This window comes from Anaerocolumna cellulosilytica (assembly GCF_014218335.1).
Lineage (GTDB): Bacteria > Bacillota > Clostridia > Lachnospirales > Lachnospiraceae > Anaerocolumna > Anaerocolumna cellulosilytica.
This window is the reverse complement of the sequence record NZ_AP023367.1, coordinates 405,635-420,003: the sequence shown is the minus strand read 5'-3', so window position 1 is coordinate 420,003 and position 14,369 is coordinate 405,635. Positions and strand designations below refer to the sequence as shown.

Sequence of the window (14,369 nt, the reverse complement as noted above, 5' to 3'; positions counted from 1 at the left end):
GTTTTTTAGTCATCGCTTACATTAAGTGATAGGCCAAGCTCTTTCAGCTTTGCAAGTACTTCTTCTAATGACTTACGACCAAGGTTACGTACCTTCATCATATCTTCAGAAGTTTTATTCGTTAATTCTTCAACCGTATTAATACCGGCTCTCTTTAGGCAATTATAAGAACGAACAGATAACTCTAATTCGTCAATATTCATTTCGAGAACTTTCTCTTTTTCATTATCTTCTTTTTCTACCATGATTTCAGCAGTCTTGGCATTTTCAGATAAGTCGATAAATGAATTCAAATGTTCGCTTAAAACCTTAGCAGCTAAGCTGACAGCTTCGTCTGGGGCTAAAGTTCCGTTGGTATATACATCAAGTGTAAGTTTATCAAAATCAGTTATTTGACCAACACGGGTATTCTCAACAGCTAAATTAACACGTTCCACAGGAGTATAGATTGAGTCAATTGGTATTACACCAATTGGTAAATCATCATTCTTGTTTTTATCCGCACTAATATATCCTCTGCCCTTAGTTATGGTAATTTCCATATACAGTTTACTGTCATTGCCGCCATTCAATGTTGCAATAACCAGATCAGGATTCAGAACTTCAATATCAGGATCAGCCTGGATATCTCCGGCAGTCACAATTCCTTCACCTTCAAATTCAATATAAGCTGTCTTCGGCTCATTTGTCTCACTGGTATTTCTGATTGCTAAGCTCTTTAAGTTCATGATAATTTCAGTAACATCTTCTTTCACTCCAGGAATAGCACTGAATTCATGAACAACGCCATCAATCTTAACTTGACTGACTGCAGCACCGGGTAAGGATGAAAGCATAATTCTTCTTAAAGAATTACCCAGGGTTGTACCGTATCCTCGTTCCAAAGGTTCTACTACAAAACGTCCAAATTTTTTATCTTCAGAGATTTCTGCAATTTCAATTTTTGGTTTCTCAAAATCAAACACAATTGACCCTCCTTTTGGGTTATTATGATACGATTAATGATTACTTAGAATACAACTCGACGATAAGCATTTCATTTACCGGAACATCTATCTGGTCTCTTGAAGGAATCTCTTTAACTGTACCAGAAAGAGTTTCGTGGTTTACTTCAAGCCAAGCTGGTACTAATCTTCCAGCCGTTACTTCTAATACATCTTTATATCTTTGAGCGCTCTTGAATTTTTCTTTAATTTCAATAACGTCACCTGCTTTTACAACATATGAAGGAATGTTGATACGTTTTCCATTAACTAAAACGTGCTTATGATCAACAATCTGTCTTGCTTCGCTTCTTGTTCTACCAAAACCTAAGCGGAAAACTACGTTATCCAGTCTAAGTTCAAGAAGAATCATCAGGTTTTCACCTGTTGTACCATATTTTAATTTCTTAGCTTTGTCAAAATTATTTCTGAAAGGTTTTTCCAGAATACCATATATAAATTTAGCTTTCTGTTTTTCTCTTAACTGTAATCCGTATTCACTTACCTTTTTACCTGCTCTGGAAGAAGTTCTATTAGACTTCTTGTTAATGCCTAAATATGCAGGTTCCAGACCAAGTGATCTACATTTTTTTAAAACAGGACCCATGTCTCTTGCCATCGTTACTTACCTCCTATTAGACTCTTCTGCGTTTCGGTGGTCTACATCCGTTATGTGGTACCGGAGTGACATCCTTGATACTGGTTACTTCAATACCGCAAGCCTGAAGCGCACGAATTGCTGCTTCTCTGCCTGAACCCGGACCTTTAACCATAACATCAACAGTTCTTAAACCATGAACCAAAGCTGCCTTAGCTGCTGTTTCTGCTGCCATCTGAGCTGCATATGGAGTTGATTTTCTAGAACCTCTAAATCCTAATCCGCCAGCACTTGCCCATGAAAGAGCATTGCCTTCTGCATCTGTCAGAGTAACAATTGTATTGTTAAAAGATGACTGAATATGTGCCTGTCCACGATCGACGTTTTTCTTAACACGTTTTTTAGTCACTTTTTTTGCTATCTTTTTAGCCATTTAACAAACCCTCCTATTGGATTTTAATTACTATGCAATTTTACCGCATTGCATTATTTCTTCTTATTTGCAACTGTACGCTTCGGTCCTTTTCTAGTTCTAGCGTTAGTCTTAGTTTTCTGTCCGCGAACTGGAAGGCCTTTTCTATGACGGATTCCTCTATAGCATCCGATTTCCTGAAGTCTCTTAATGTTAAGTGCGATTTCTCTACGTAAATCACCTTCAACCTGTTGTGTTGCATCAATAACGTCACGAATTCTGGCAACTTCTTCGTCTGTTAAATCCCTTACACGAGTGTCTGGATTAACATTTGCTTCTTTAAGAATGCGGTTGGAACTTACTCTGCCGATACCGTAAACATAAGTAAGACCGATTTCTACACGTTTCTCTCTTGGTAAATCTACACCACTGATACGAGCCATGTGTAATACACCTCCGTTGGATTTTAGTAAGAGTGAGTTTATTCTGTATCATATAGAGACCACTGCCTGCTATATGGTGAAATGTATACTTTTCTATTCACTCTATTGTAATTAATGTTCCTAATAATAAAAAATAATATTGCAATGAACAACTCAGCCGAGTGTTTCATTGCCCAGCCGCTTTAAATTGTGACAAACAGTTTATTGCTGTTTGCTGAATGTTCACGATAATGACGCTTCACTCAAAACAATTATGTAATTTAACACAATAATATGTCAGTACTGTGCTTAACTGATATCAGTTAAGAGGCAGCTCCTACATATGTTCATGTATTCAACGATAACTGTTCACAATATCACAATTGCAAAATGCAGATTGTAACACAAAAAGCAAGAACTATGATATATAAACATTGAAGACCGCCGCAGCCGGCCGGCTCTTCAATTGATTATTAGCCTTGTCTTTGTTTGTGTCTAGGATTTTCACAGATTACTCTGATACTACCCTTTCTTTTAATAATCTTACACTTTTCACAGATGGGTTTTACTGATGACCTTACTTTCACAGTAATTCACTCCTTTCAAAAAAAGTCCGTCTATCATTATAGCACTATAATGATAGGAAATCAAGTAAAAGAATAACATTTTTATTTACCTGAAATTTATTAAAATTATTTGTCACGCCAAATAATTCTACCTTTAGTTAAATCGTATGGAGACAATTCTAATGTTACTTTATCCCCCGGTACTATTTTAATGAAATTCATACGAAGTTTGCCACTGATATGAGCCAGTACTCTGTGACCGTTTTCTAACTCTACCTGAAACATGGCATTGGGTAACTTTTCAATTACGGTTCCTTCGATTTCAACAACATCTGTTTTTGACATTTATGTCACCTCCATGATACAAAGAAAGTTTACGAATACATTCCGGTAAACTTTAACGCTTTGTTCCCATTACCTATCAAAACCTATCTAGGATTGTGACCAACATAATGGTTTTATTGTTTTTGATTGCTCATTTTATTATAAAGCTTAATTGCACGCTTTATATCTTCATTTGTTACTTTTTCATGTTTTGCAACTTTATCCAATAAACTGCTGTCCGTATAAGATACACTTTGAATGTGTTTCTTATTCTTCTTTTTGGGCTTTTCTAAAGTCCTAACTATACCATCCAATAAATATACATATTCGGAGTCAGACTTAAGTATGACAAAAATTTCTCCTTTGTCATGGCCAGCCTTAGATATGGCAATGCTGCCAAAACTTTTTTCCACCATAATCCATCTCCATATAGTTTTTTTCATTGAAACAGGCAAATGTTCCTGCCAGATTATTTACGTATAGAGAGAATTTCTGGTTCTCCATCTGTAATAACAATGGTATTTTCATAATGAGCCGATAAGGATCTGTCTTCAGTAACTACTGTCCAGTCATCATCCTCCCAATATACATCGTATCTTCCAGCATTCACCATTGGCTCAATTGCAAATGTCATCCCAGGTTCTAAACGGATACCTCTTCTTTTTTGACGAAAATTCGGTATCTGGGGTTCTTCATGCAGGGAAGTTCCGATTCCATGACCTACTAAATCCCGAACTACGGAAAACCCAAAGGATTCTACATATTCTTGGATTGCAGCGGATATATCATTTAAATGATTGCCAGCTTTTGCATGTTTAATACCTTCAAAAAAACTTTGTTTTGTTACTTCGATTAATTTCTTTGCTTCTTCTGTTATTTCTCCCACTGCCCAGGTTCTGGCAGCATCGGAATGATATCCATTGTAAATAACACCCGCATCTAAACTAACAATGTCTCCGTCTTCTAAGATGCGCTTTTTACTCGGAATACCGTGAACTACCTGGTCATTAACTGATACACAAACGGAAGCCGGGTAACCGTTATAGTTTAAAAAGGAAGGTATGCATCCAAAACTTTTAATTAATTCATTGGCTTTTTTGTCGATATCGAAAGTAGAAATACCAGGCCTAATAAACTTCTCCAGTTCCTCATGCACGGTAGCTAATATAATACCAGCCTCACGCATTAATCCTATTTCTCTTTCTGATTTAATAGTTACTGACATATTTTCTCCCTGTATTCCTTATTTCCTTCCCAGAGTTTTTAAGCCTAACTCCTCATCTGTGCGCCTTAGTGATGATAGCACTTTATACATACAAGCAGGATGTTTAAATGCTTCTTATTTCTTAGCCTACCCTCTGGAAATTCCATCAATAAATCTGATTAATAGTGTTTATACCATATTATACACATGGTTATCCATATTATATCCAAGATTTATATCGACAGAAGTTATATCGAAATAAATGCTAATTTTCTTTAATTTTGTCATTGCTTAAGGTTAACTTTCGCTTTAAAGTACTTTTATTACCGTCTTAGTGTTCTAAGAGCTAAATACTTACCTACAGCTTATGTAAACAGTTACTGTTCTAATACCATAATGATTGCCTGAAATACCTCAGACATATCCTTTGTTCCATCTACATCAATCAATAAGTTCTGCTTGCTATAATAATCAATCAGAGGCTGCGTCTGTTCATGATATACTTTAAGACGTTTTAAAACAGTCTCAGGCTTATCATCATCCCTTAATACAATTTCACTGCCGCATACGTCACAGATTCCATCAACTTTAGTTGGTATATTAACAACGTGATAGGTTGCTCCGCAGTTTAGGCAGGCTCTACGTCCTGACATTCTTTCAACAATATAAGAATCGGGAACTTCAACATTAATTGCAAAGTCTACTTTTTCCTCAATGATCTTAAGTGCGTTATCAAGTGCTTCTGCTTGTGGTATGGTTCTTGGAAATCCATCTAATATATAACCGTTTGCACAGTCACTTTGTTTTAGACGATCCACAACAATATCAACAACTATTTCATCCGGAACCAGTAAACCCTGATCCATATAGGCTTTTGCTTTCCTACCTAGCTCCGTCCCACTCTTAATATTTGCCCTGAATATATCTCCCGTTGAGATGTGGGGGATTCCATATTTTTCAGCAATTCTCTTTGCCTGTGTGCCTTTACCTGCTCCCGGTGCGCCTAACATAATGATTTTCATAATTTCTCCTCCTAAATCTTTAATCGAGGTTTGTGCTTGGAATTTCGCACAAACTCTGGTGTGAAAATGAAATCCCTTAAGTATATTGTCTGGCCCATGCAGTCGGCGTTGCTTCCACACCATAATGCTTCTGCTTCTTACCCCTGATAATCACTCTTAAGTACATATGCTTAATCTGCAAATGGCGGAGCAGAGCCCCGCCTTTACAAATTACTTTATGTCTGTTAATCGTTAAGAAAACCTTTATAATGACGAACTAACATCTGAGATTCTATTTGCTTTATTGTTTCTAGAACAACACCAACAACGATGATTATTGAAGTTCCGCCGAAGTTCACCTGTGCACGGAATGCACCAGAAAAGAAAATCGGAATCACTGCTACGATTGTTAAACCGACAGCACCGATTAATATAATATTATTCAGAACCTTTGTCAAGTATTCCGTCGTTGGTTTACCAGGACGGATACCAGGAATAAAACCACCTTGTTTTTTCATGTTGTTTGATACTTCAATTGGATTAAATGTAATAGAAGTATAAAAATAAGCAAAGAAAATAACCAAAGCAATATAAATCAGTAAACCAAGTGAATACTTAAATTCACCCAAGTCTCTGAAATTTAACCAGGTATTCTGATTAAGTAAGTATAATACTTTAGGCCAAAAATAAGCCCTAGCCGGACTAACTCCTAAGAAAGAGGACACGACTATAGGAAACTGCATTAAAGAACCGGCAAAAATAACCGGAATAACGCCTGCTGTATTAACCTTTAATGGAATATGAGAAGACTGACCGCCAACCATTTTCCTTCCCTGTACCTTTTTTGCGTACTGCACAGGGATCTTTCTTTGTGCATCTTGTAATATGATAATGAAAACTACAACCGCTACTACAACTAAGATAATAACGATTGAAGCTAAAATACCATTTACAACATTAGAAGCTCCACTAACAAATTGTCTGTATAGATTAGTGAAATCATTTGGCATTTGTGCAACAATGTTAATTAGAAGGATAATAGAGATACCGTTTCCAACGCCTTTTTCCGTAATTCTTTCGCCAAGCCACATTAAAAACGCAGAACCAGCTGTTAAGGATGCAACAATAATAGCTACATTGTTGAATGTCATTCCACCCTCTAGTAATCCTGATTGACCGAAACCAATCGCCATGGCAATTGATTCAATAAGTGCCAAACCTACTGTCACATAACGAGTATATTCGGCAATTTTCTTTCTACCGTCTTCTCCATCTTTTTGGAGCTCCTCAAGCTTTGGAATAGCTATTGTGAGGAGCTGCATAATGATGGAAGATGTAATATATGGCGTAATACTTAGCGCAAATATTGACATTTGTGTAAAAGAACCACCTGTTAAAGTATCAAAGAATCCTAAAGAAGTCTGAGTTCCAATCCACTGGGAGAAATATTCTCTGTCGATACGTGGTACAGGAAGTTGGGAGCCAAGCCTTACAATAATCAGTGCGAAAAAAGTATACACTAATTTACTTCTGATATCTTTAATCTTAAAAGCATTTCGGAACGTTTTTAACATATCCTAAATCACCTCAGCATTTCCACCAAGAGCTTTAATCTTTTCTACTGCACTTTCACTAAATGCATTTACTTTAACATCAAGCTTCTTGGTAAGTTCTCCATTTCCTAGGATCTTAACACCATCTTTTGGGTTCTTAATAATACCGATTTCGATTAATGATTCTACTGTAACTACTGCACCGTCTTCAAAGCGATTCAGAACATCTACGTTCACCGCAATGATTTCTTTTGTATTTCTGTTTGTGAAGCCTCTCTTAGGAAGGATTCGGATTAAAGGTGTCTGACCACCTTCAAAGCCAACTCTAGGAGCTCCGGAACGAGCTTTTTGTCCTTTGTGACCTTTACCTGCAGTCTTTCCATTACCGGATCCATGTCCACGGCCTCTTCTGAAGTTATTGCTGTGTTTGGAACCTTCAGCCGGTCTTAAATCTGCTAAATTCATGAGTACACCTCCTTACTTGCTAACGTATTATATTTCTTCTACCTTTACTAAATGTCTTACCTGGTCAACCATGCCTCTGATTGCTACATTATCCGGCATTTCAACAGTCTTGTTAGGTCTTTTAAGTCCTAAAGCTTCTACTGTTTTCCTATGTTTAGGAATTGAACCAATTGTAGACTTTACTAAAGTTATTTTTAATTTATTTGCCATTTCGGCACCTCCTAACCTAACATCTCTTCTACAGAAATACCACGGAGTTTAGCTACTTCTTCAGGAGTTTTTAATTTGCTTAAACCATCTATTGTAGCAAGAACTACGTTTTGCTTGTTGTTGGAGCCAAGGGATTTTGTACGGATATTCTTGAATCCGGCAAGTTCCAATACGTTACGCACAGGACCACCAGCGATAACACCAGTACCTTCTGGGGCACGTTTTAATAATACAGTGGCACTACCAAACTTTCCAAGGTAATCGTGTGGTACACTTCCATTTTCATCGATTGGAAGACTGATTAATTTTTTAATCGCATCTTCTTTTCCCTTACGAATCGCTTCAGGAATTTCAGTTGCTTTACCTAAACCAGCACCAACGTGTCCGTTTTTGTCACCAACAACTACTAAAGCTGTAAATCTGAAATTACGTCCGCCTTTAACTACTTTAGTAACACGTTTGATTGATACTACTTTATCTTCTAATTCTAGTTGACTAGCATCAACGATTGTACGTTTCATGTGTTTTCCTCCTCGCTTAGAATTCCAGACCAGCTTCTCTAGCTGCTTCTGCTAATGCTTTTACCTTTCCTTGATATATGAAACCACCTCTATCAAAGACTACAGCTGTTATACCTTTTTCTAATGCTTTCTTAGCAATAACAGTACCTAAGTATGCTGCCGCTGCTACATCGTTTGTCTTTTCGAGTTCAGCCTTAACATCCTTTTGAAGTGTACAAGCTGACACTAAAGTATTACCAACTGTATCGTCAATAATTTGAGCGTACATATGATTATTACTTCTAAACACAGCTAAACGTGGTCTTTGAGGAGTTCCGGTGAAACGATTACGTAATTTTCTATGTTTATTTACGCGAACTTTAGATCTTGATTCTTTACTAACCATTGTATTTCACACCTCCAATTATTTCTTACCAGTCTTACCAACTTTACGTCTAATCACTTCATCAGCATACTTAATTCCCTTGCCCTTATAAGGTTCAGGTCTTCTCTTATCTCTGATTTCAGCAGCGTATTGGCCAACTTTTTCTTTATCAATACCTTTTACGGTAATTTTATTCTGTCCTTCTAAAATTGATTCAATGCCTTCTGGATCAACCATTACTACTGGATGAGAATATCCAAGAGTTAATGTTAATTCCTTACCAGCCTTTGCAGCCCTGTAACCAACACCGTTGATTTCAAGTATTTTTTCATAACCAGCTGTTACACCAACTACCATGTTTGATACTAAAGTTCTTGTAAGTCCGTGTAAGGATTTCATTTTCTTTAAATCGTTAGGTCTTGTTACAATAATTTCAGAACCTTCTAATTTAATGTTCATTTCTGAGGGTAATACTCTTTCAAGAGTTCCCTTAGGACCTTTAACGGTCACTTTATTATTTTCTGCAATATCAACAGTAACACCTGCTGGTACAGCGATAGGCATTCTTCCTATACGTGACATGCCCGCACCTCCTATGATTTTTAACAGGTCTGAACAGTTTTAGCATTCTCTTACCAGATGAATGCTAAAACTTCTCCGCCTACGTTTAATTTTCTAGCTTCTTTGTCAGTAACTACACCTTTGTTTGTAGAGATGATAGCTACACCAAGACCACCAAGTACTTTTGGAAGTTCATCCCTGTTCGCATAAACACGAAGGCCTGGTTTTGAAATTCTCTTAAGTCCTGTAATAATTTTAACGTTTTTATCTTTTCCATATTTTAATGTAACATGTATTGTTTTGAAGTTATCCACTTCTTCAACTTCGTAACCTTTAATATAACCTTCTTTTAAAAGAATATCAGCAATTGCTATTTTCATCTTTGAAGCAGGTATATCTACTGTATCATGTTTCGCAGTATTTGCGTTACGGATTCTTGTAAGCATATCTGCAATTGGATCGCTCATTGTCATGTAATTTGCCTCCTTCCTTGTTTCCTACCAGCTTGCTTTCTTAACACCTGGTATTTGTCCTTTATAAGCTAATTCACGGAAGCAGATTCTGCAAATTCCGTATTTTCTTAAATATGCATGTGGACGACCACAGATTCTGCAACGGTTATATTCTCTGGTGGAGAATTTCTGAGTACGCTGTTGCTTAATCTTCATTGACGTTTTAGCCATGGAATTCCCTCCTAACTATTTTTTGAATGGCATACCGAATAATGTCAATAATTCACGAGCTTCTTCATCTGTTTTTGCTGTAGTAACGAAGATAACATCCATTCCACGTACTTTATCAATTTTGTCATATTCGATTTCAGGGAAAATAACCTGTTCTTTAATACCAAGAGCATAGTTTCCTCTTCCGTCAAATGCGTTAGCATTAACACCTCTAAAGTCACGTACGCGTGGTAATGCTAAATTGATAAGACGATCAGCGAATTCATACATTTTTTCGCCTCTTAAGGTAACTTTACAACCGATAGGCATTCCTTCTCTTAGTTTAAAGTTAGCAACGGACTTCTTAGCTTTTGTAACAACAACCTTTTGTCCAGCTATGATTTCCAAATCCTTAACAGCAGCATCTAAAAGCTTGGAGTTATCCTTTGCTTCACCAACACCCATGTTAATAACTATTTTATCTAATTTAGGCACTTCTAATTTATTTTTATAGCCGAACTTTTTAATCATGCCATCCATAATTTCATTTAAATATAATTCTTTTACTCTAGTCAACTTATGAGACCTCCTCTCTTAGAATTAGTCGATAACTTCGCCGGTTGATTTCGCAATACGTGCTTTTTTAGGTCCTTTTTTACCTTCTACGGTAGTAAAACCGATTCTGGTAACTTTACCCTTGTGCACATACATAACGTTTGAAATATCAATCGGTGCTTCTTGGTGGATAATTCCACCCTTTGGATTAGTCTGGCTTGCTTTGCTATGCTTTGTAATCATATTCACGCCTTCTACTAATACCTTGCTATCCATAACAGCAATTACTTTGCCTTCTTTGCCTTTATCTTTACCGGTAATAACCTTAATGTTGTCACCTTTTTTAATTTTAATAGTAGACACAGTCGACACCTCCTTATAATACTTCTGGTGCTAATGAAACGATTTTCATGAATTGTTTTTCTCTTAATTCTCTTGCTACTGGTCCAAAGATACGTGTTCCTTTTGGATTCTTATCTTCTTTTATAATAACAGCTGCGTTTTCATCGAATCTGATATAAGAACCGTCCTTACGACGTGCTCCTTTTACAGTACGAACAACAACAGCTTTTACAACGTCACCTTTTTTAACAACACCGCCTGGTGTTGCATCTTTAACGCTGGCAACAATAACATCGCCGATGTTAGCGTATCTTCTGGTAGATCCGCCAAGTACCCTGATGCAGAGTAATTCTTTTGCACCGGTATTATCAGCAACTCTAAGTCTTGATTCTTGTTGTATCATGACCTTACTCCTTTCAGCTGTTCCTATTTTGCTCTTTCAATAATCTCAACAAGTCTCCATCTTTTATCCTTTGATAAAGGTCTTGTTTCCATAACTTTTACTCTATCACCAATATTGCATTCATTGTTTTCATCATGAGCTTTTAACTTGTAAGTTCTCTTAACGATTTTATTGTATAAAGGATGCTTTACATGATCAATAACAGCTACGCTAATAGTCTTATCCATCTTATCACTTACTACTTTACCGGTACGAACTTTTCTAAGATTTCTTTCCACAACAATTTCTCCTTTCCTAGATCAATTACCAATGATTAGTTAGAAGCCTTAGCTTTTTCAGAAATCACTGTTTGTATTCTTGCAATATTCTTTCTAACGTCTTTAATTCTGCTAGTATTATCTAACTGATTTGTTGCGTTCTGGAACCTTAAATTGAAAAGTTCCTTTTTAGCAGCTACTAATTCTTCGTTTAATTCTGCTGTTGATTTGCTTTTTAGATCTTCTACGTATTTATTAGTCTTCACTGCCCGCACCTCCTTCTAAGTCTGCGCGAGAAACTATCTTACACCTTACTGGCAGCTTGTGCATAGCAAGACGTAATGCTTCTCTTGCTGTTTCTTCAGGAACACCAGCAATTTCGAACATTACACGGCCAGGCTTAACAACAGCTACCCAGTATTCTAATGAGCCCTTACCGGAACCCATACGAGTTTCAGCTGGTTTCGTAGTTACAGGTTTATCTGGGAATATTTTAATCCAAACTTTACCACCACGTTTGATATAACGAGTCATAGCGATACGGGCAGCTTCGATTTGGTTTGATTTAATCCAAGCTGGTTCTAAAGATACCAGACCAAATTCGCCGTTAGAGATTGTATTGCCTCTCATTGCTTTTCCTGCCATGGAGCCACGGAATTGTTTACGGCGTTTTACTCTTTTTGGCATTAACATTATTTATCGCTCCCTTCCTTTTTTGCCTTTGTTGGAAGTACTTCACCTTGGTAAATCCATACTTTAACACCTAATTTACCGAAAGTGGTGTCTGCTTCTGCAAAACCATAATCTATGTCCGCACGTAAGGTTTGCAGAGGAATTGTTCCTTCACTGTAAAATTCAGTACGAGCCATATCAGCACCGCCAAGACGACCTGCAACAGCAGCTTTAATACCTTTTGCTCCTGCTCTCATAGTTCTTTGCATTGTAGATTTCATTGCTCTTCTGAAAGAGATACGATTCTCAAGCTGAGCTGCGATATTTTCTGCTACTAACTGAGCATTTAAATCGGGCTTTTTAATTTCTTTAATATCTACCATTAATTTCTTAGTAGTAAATCTTTGAATTTCAGTTTTTAATTTTTCTATTTCAGCGCCGCCTTTACCAATTACCACACCTGGTTTCGCGGTGAAAATAATAACTTTTAAACGGTCAGATGCACGTTCGATTTCGATCTTAGCAACACCTGCACTGTATAATTTCTTTTTCAGATATGTTCTGATATTGTAGTCTTCAACTAAGTTATCTGCAAAATCAGCTTCCGCATACCATCTTGAGTCCCAGTCATTAATAACTCCGACTCTTAAACCATGAGGATTAACTTTCTGTCCCATTACCTGCCTCCTTATCTTTCATTTAGTACAACAGTGATATGACTCAGTCTCTTTAAGATTCTGTATGCCCTTCCCTGTGCCCTAGGTCTGATTCTTTTCATTGTAGGAGCCTGGCCTGCGTAGCACTCCTGAATATATAGTTTACTTACGTCCATACCGTTGTTATTCTCAGCATTCGCAATAGCAGATTTTAATACTTTCTCTATAACAGTTGAAGCATATCTTGGGTTATAAGCTAAAATACCAAGTGCTGATTCAACATCTTTACCTCGAATGGCGTCTAAAACGAAACAAGCTTTCTGAACAGATACTCTAGCATAAGAAACTTTCGCTCTCGGTCTGGTATCTTTCTTCTCATTTCTTTCTCTTTTTATCTGGGATCTATGTCCTTTCGCCATGGATGAAACCTCCTTTCAATTCCGTTATAACTATCTCCTAGTCTTCTTTTCGTCTTTTCCATGTCCTCTGTAAGTTCTGGTAGCTACAAACTCTCCAAGTTTGTGTCCAACCATATCCTCAGTCACATACACAGGCACATGTCTTCTTCCGTCATGTACTGCAATCGTATGTCCAACCATTTGAGGGAAAATAGTAGAACGACGTGACCAAGTCTTAATAACTGATTTATCGCCTGCTTTATTCATAGCATCTATTTTTTTCAATAAATGTCCGTCAGCAAATGGTCCTTTTTTTAATGAACGAGCCATAGGTTTAACCTCCTTTATTTAACAGCTTTACCGTCTCTTCTTCTTACAATCATCTTGTTAGACTTTTTGTTGGTCTTTCTAGTCTTTAGGCCAAGAGCAGGTTTACCCCAAGGTGTTACAGGGCCTGGACGACCAATACCAGTTCTACCTTCACCACCACCGTGAGGATGGTCATTAGGGTTCATTACAGAACCGCGGACAGTAGGTCTGATACCCATATGGCGTTTACGACCAGCTTTACCGATGTTAATTAATTCATGATCAATATTTCCAACCTGACCGATTGTTGCACGAGCAATGATAGGAACTAATCTCATTTCGCCTGAAGGAAGACGAAGTGTAGCATACTTTCCTTCTTTTGCCATTAACTGTGCTGCATTTCCTGCGGAACGAACTAACTGTCCTCCCTTGCCAGGATATAATTCAATGTTGTGTACCTGAGTACCAACAGGGATGTTTTGTAAAGGTAAGCAGTTACCCACTTTAATTTCTGCAGTTTCACCATTCATTATTGTTGTTCCAACAGTTAATCCGTTAGGAGCAAGAATATAGGCTTTTTCACCGTCTGCATAGCAGATCAAAGCGATGTTTGCAGTTCTGTTAGGATCGTATTCAATTGTTTTAACAACAGCTGGAATACCATCTTTCTTTCTCTTAAAATCTATGATTCTATATTTTCTTCTAGAGCCGCCGCCCTGATGTCTTACAGTTATTTTTCCTTGATTATTACGACCAGCGTTTTTGTTTAAAGAAACAAGAAGGGATTTTTCAGGAGTTGATGTTGTGATTTCTGAAAAATCAGAACCGGTCATATGTCTTCTGGAAGGTGTATATGGGTTAAACTTTTTGATTCCCATTATTTGCACTCCTTTCGAGCAATACTCTTACTTATTCTGTTATCGGCGAATAA

Annotated in this window: 27 protein-coding genes; all 27 read right to left on the bottom strand. The window is 37.2% G+C overall.

Features of this window, described 5'->3' with window-relative positions; all coding sequences use genetic code 11:
- Window positions 1-5: 5 nt before the first annotated feature.
- Window positions 6-965, bottom strand: a complete 960-nt coding sequence (locus acsn021_RS01905; protein ID WP_184094601.1) for a DNA-directed RNA polymerase subunit alpha — start codon at window positions 963-965, stop codon at window positions 6-8.
- Window positions 966-1,005: 40 nt separating this feature from the next.
- Window positions 1,006-1,602 (bottom strand): 30S ribosomal protein S4, encoded by a 597-nt coding sequence (gene rpsD, locus acsn021_RS01900; RefSeq protein WP_184094598.1) that lies wholly within the window; start codon window positions 1,600-1,602, stop codon window positions 1,006-1,008.
- A 16-nt stretch (window positions 1,603-1,618) separates the two neighbouring features.
- Entirely contained in the window at window positions 1,619-2,014 is a 396-nt protein-coding gene (gene rpsK / locus acsn021_RS01895) for a 30S ribosomal protein S11 (RefSeq protein WP_184094596.1), read from the bottom strand.
- Between the two features lie 53 nt (window positions 2,015-2,067).
- The gene (gene rpsM, locus acsn021_RS01890) at window positions 2,068-2,436 is read right to left on the bottom strand and encodes a 30S ribosomal protein S13 (RefSeq protein ID WP_184094594.1); all 369 of its coding nucleotides are present in this window, start codon (window positions 2,434-2,436) and stop codon (window positions 2,068-2,070) included.
- 452 nt (window positions 2,437-2,888) lie between these two features.
- Window positions 2,889-3,002 (bottom strand): 50S ribosomal protein L36, encoded by a 114-nt coding sequence (rpmJ, locus tag acsn021_RS01885; RefSeq protein ID WP_073285411.1) that lies wholly within the window; start codon window positions 3,000-3,002, stop codon window positions 2,889-2,891.
- Window positions 3,003-3,107: 105 nt separating this feature from the next.
- Window positions 3,108-3,326, bottom strand: coding sequence for a translation initiation factor IF-1 (infA, locus tag acsn021_RS01880; RefSeq protein ID WP_184094592.1), 219 nt, complete (start codon window positions 3,324-3,326; stop codon window positions 3,108-3,110).
- A gap of 113 nt (window positions 3,327-3,439) precedes the next feature.
- On the bottom strand, window positions 3,440-3,721 hold the full coding sequence (locus tag acsn021_RS01875; RefSeq protein ID WP_184094590.1) for a KOW domain-containing RNA-binding protein: 282 nt from the start codon (window positions 3,719-3,721) through the stop codon (window positions 3,440-3,442).
- 53 nt (window positions 3,722-3,774) lie between these two features.
- Window positions 3,775-4,530, bottom strand: a complete 756-nt coding sequence (gene map, locus acsn021_RS01870) for a type I methionyl aminopeptidase (RefSeq protein ID WP_184094588.1) — start codon at window positions 4,528-4,530, stop codon at window positions 3,775-3,777.
- Window positions 4,531-4,886: 356 nt separating this feature from the next.
- Window positions 4,887-5,531, bottom strand: coding sequence for an adenylate kinase (locus tag acsn021_RS01865; protein WP_184094586.1), 645 nt, complete (start codon window positions 5,529-5,531; stop codon window positions 4,887-4,889).
- A gap of 224 nt (window positions 5,532-5,755) precedes the next feature.
- Window positions 5,756-7,084, bottom strand: coding sequence for a preprotein translocase subunit SecY (gene secY, locus acsn021_RS01860; RefSeq protein WP_184094584.1), 1,329 nt, complete (start codon window positions 7,082-7,084; stop codon window positions 5,756-5,758).
- A gap of 3 nt (window positions 7,085-7,087) precedes the next feature.
- Window positions 7,088-7,528: a 50S ribosomal protein L15 gene (rplO, locus tag acsn021_RS01855; protein ID WP_184094582.1), complete on the bottom strand. Its 441-nt coding sequence runs from the start codon at window positions 7,526-7,528 to the stop codon at window positions 7,088-7,090.
- 27 nt (window positions 7,529-7,555) lie between these two features.
- Window positions 7,556-7,738, bottom strand: a complete 183-nt coding sequence (rpmD, locus tag acsn021_RS01850; RefSeq protein ID WP_184094580.1) for a 50S ribosomal protein L30 — start codon at window positions 7,736-7,738, stop codon at window positions 7,556-7,558.
- An 11-nt stretch (window positions 7,739-7,749) separates the two neighbouring features.
- On the bottom strand, window positions 7,750-8,259 hold the full coding sequence (rpsE, locus tag acsn021_RS01845) for a 30S ribosomal protein S5 (protein ID WP_184094578.1): 510 nt from the start codon (window positions 8,257-8,259) through the stop codon (window positions 7,750-7,752).
- Window positions 8,260-8,275: 16 nt separating this feature from the next.
- The gene (rplR, locus tag acsn021_RS01840) at window positions 8,276-8,644 is read right to left on the bottom strand and encodes a 50S ribosomal protein L18 (protein WP_184094576.1); all 369 of its coding nucleotides are present in this window, start codon (window positions 8,642-8,644) and stop codon (window positions 8,276-8,278) included.
- 18 nt (window positions 8,645-8,662) lie between these two features.
- The gene (rplF, locus tag acsn021_RS01835) at window positions 8,663-9,205 is read right to left on the bottom strand and encodes a 50S ribosomal protein L6 (protein WP_184094574.1); all 543 of its coding nucleotides are present in this window, start codon (window positions 9,203-9,205) and stop codon (window positions 8,663-8,665) included.
- Between the two features lie 50 nt (window positions 9,206-9,255).
- Window positions 9,256-9,657 (bottom strand): 30S ribosomal protein S8, encoded by a 402-nt coding sequence (gene rpsH / locus acsn021_RS01830; protein ID WP_184094572.1) that lies wholly within the window; start codon window positions 9,655-9,657, stop codon window positions 9,256-9,258.
- Window positions 9,658-9,681: 24 nt separating this feature from the next.
- The gene (locus acsn021_RS01825; RefSeq protein ID WP_161837430.1) at window positions 9,682-9,867 is read right to left on the bottom strand and encodes a type Z 30S ribosomal protein S14; all 186 of its coding nucleotides are present in this window, start codon (window positions 9,865-9,867) and stop codon (window positions 9,682-9,684) included.
- Between the two features lie 15 nt (window positions 9,868-9,882).
- Window positions 9,883-10,422 carry a 50S ribosomal protein L5 gene (gene rplE, locus acsn021_RS01820; protein WP_184094570.1) on the bottom strand — a complete coding sequence of 180 codons (540 nt, stop codon included), beginning with the start codon at window positions 10,420-10,422 and terminating at the stop codon, window positions 9,883-9,885.
- 24 nt (window positions 10,423-10,446) lie between these two features.
- Entirely contained in the window at window positions 10,447-10,764 is a 318-nt protein-coding gene (rplX, locus tag acsn021_RS01815) for a 50S ribosomal protein L24 (protein WP_243182315.1), read from the bottom strand.
- A 13-nt stretch (window positions 10,765-10,777) separates the two neighbouring features.
- A complete protein-coding gene (gene rplN / locus acsn021_RS01810; RefSeq protein WP_184094568.1) occupies window positions 10,778-11,146 on the bottom strand; it encodes a 50S ribosomal protein L14 in 369 nt (122 codons plus the stop codon).
- Window positions 11,147-11,169: 23 nt separating this feature from the next.
- Complete coding sequence (gene rpsQ, locus acsn021_RS01805; protein ID WP_184094566.1) at window positions 11,170-11,424, bottom strand: 30S ribosomal protein S17; 255 nt, start codon at window positions 11,422-11,424, stop codon at window positions 11,170-11,172.
- Between the two features lie 35 nt (window positions 11,425-11,459).
- On the bottom strand, window positions 11,460-11,669 hold the full coding sequence (rpmC, locus tag acsn021_RS01800) for a 50S ribosomal protein L29 (RefSeq protein WP_184094564.1): 210 nt from the start codon (window positions 11,667-11,669) through the stop codon (window positions 11,460-11,462).
- Window positions 11,659-12,096 (bottom strand): 50S ribosomal protein L16, encoded by a 438-nt coding sequence (gene rplP, locus acsn021_RS01795; RefSeq protein ID WP_184094562.1) that lies wholly within the window; start codon window positions 12,094-12,096, stop codon window positions 11,659-11,661. The genes rpmC and rplP overlap by 11 nt, the downstream gene beginning before the upstream one ends.
- Window positions 12,096-12,752: a 30S ribosomal protein S3 gene (gene rpsC, locus acsn021_RS01790; RefSeq protein ID WP_184094560.1), complete on the bottom strand. Its 657-nt coding sequence runs from the start codon at window positions 12,750-12,752 to the stop codon at window positions 12,096-12,098. The genes rplP and rpsC overlap by 1 nt, the downstream gene beginning before the upstream one ends.
- A gap of 11 nt (window positions 12,753-12,763) precedes the next feature.
- Entirely contained in the window at window positions 12,764-13,150 is a 387-nt protein-coding gene (gene rplV, locus acsn021_RS01785; RefSeq protein WP_184094558.1) for a 50S ribosomal protein L22, read from the bottom strand.
- A 30-nt stretch (window positions 13,151-13,180) separates the two neighbouring features.
- The gene (gene rpsS, locus acsn021_RS01780) at window positions 13,181-13,459 is read right to left on the bottom strand and encodes a 30S ribosomal protein S19 (RefSeq protein ID WP_184094556.1); all 279 of its coding nucleotides are present in this window, start codon (window positions 13,457-13,459) and stop codon (window positions 13,181-13,183) included.
- A 14-nt stretch (window positions 13,460-13,473) separates the two neighbouring features.
- The gene (gene rplB, locus acsn021_RS01775) at window positions 13,474-14,316 is read right to left on the bottom strand and encodes a 50S ribosomal protein L2 (RefSeq protein WP_184094554.1); all 843 of its coding nucleotides are present in this window, start codon (window positions 14,314-14,316) and stop codon (window positions 13,474-13,476) included.
- Between the last annotated feature and the right edge of the window lie 53 nt (window positions 14,317-14,369).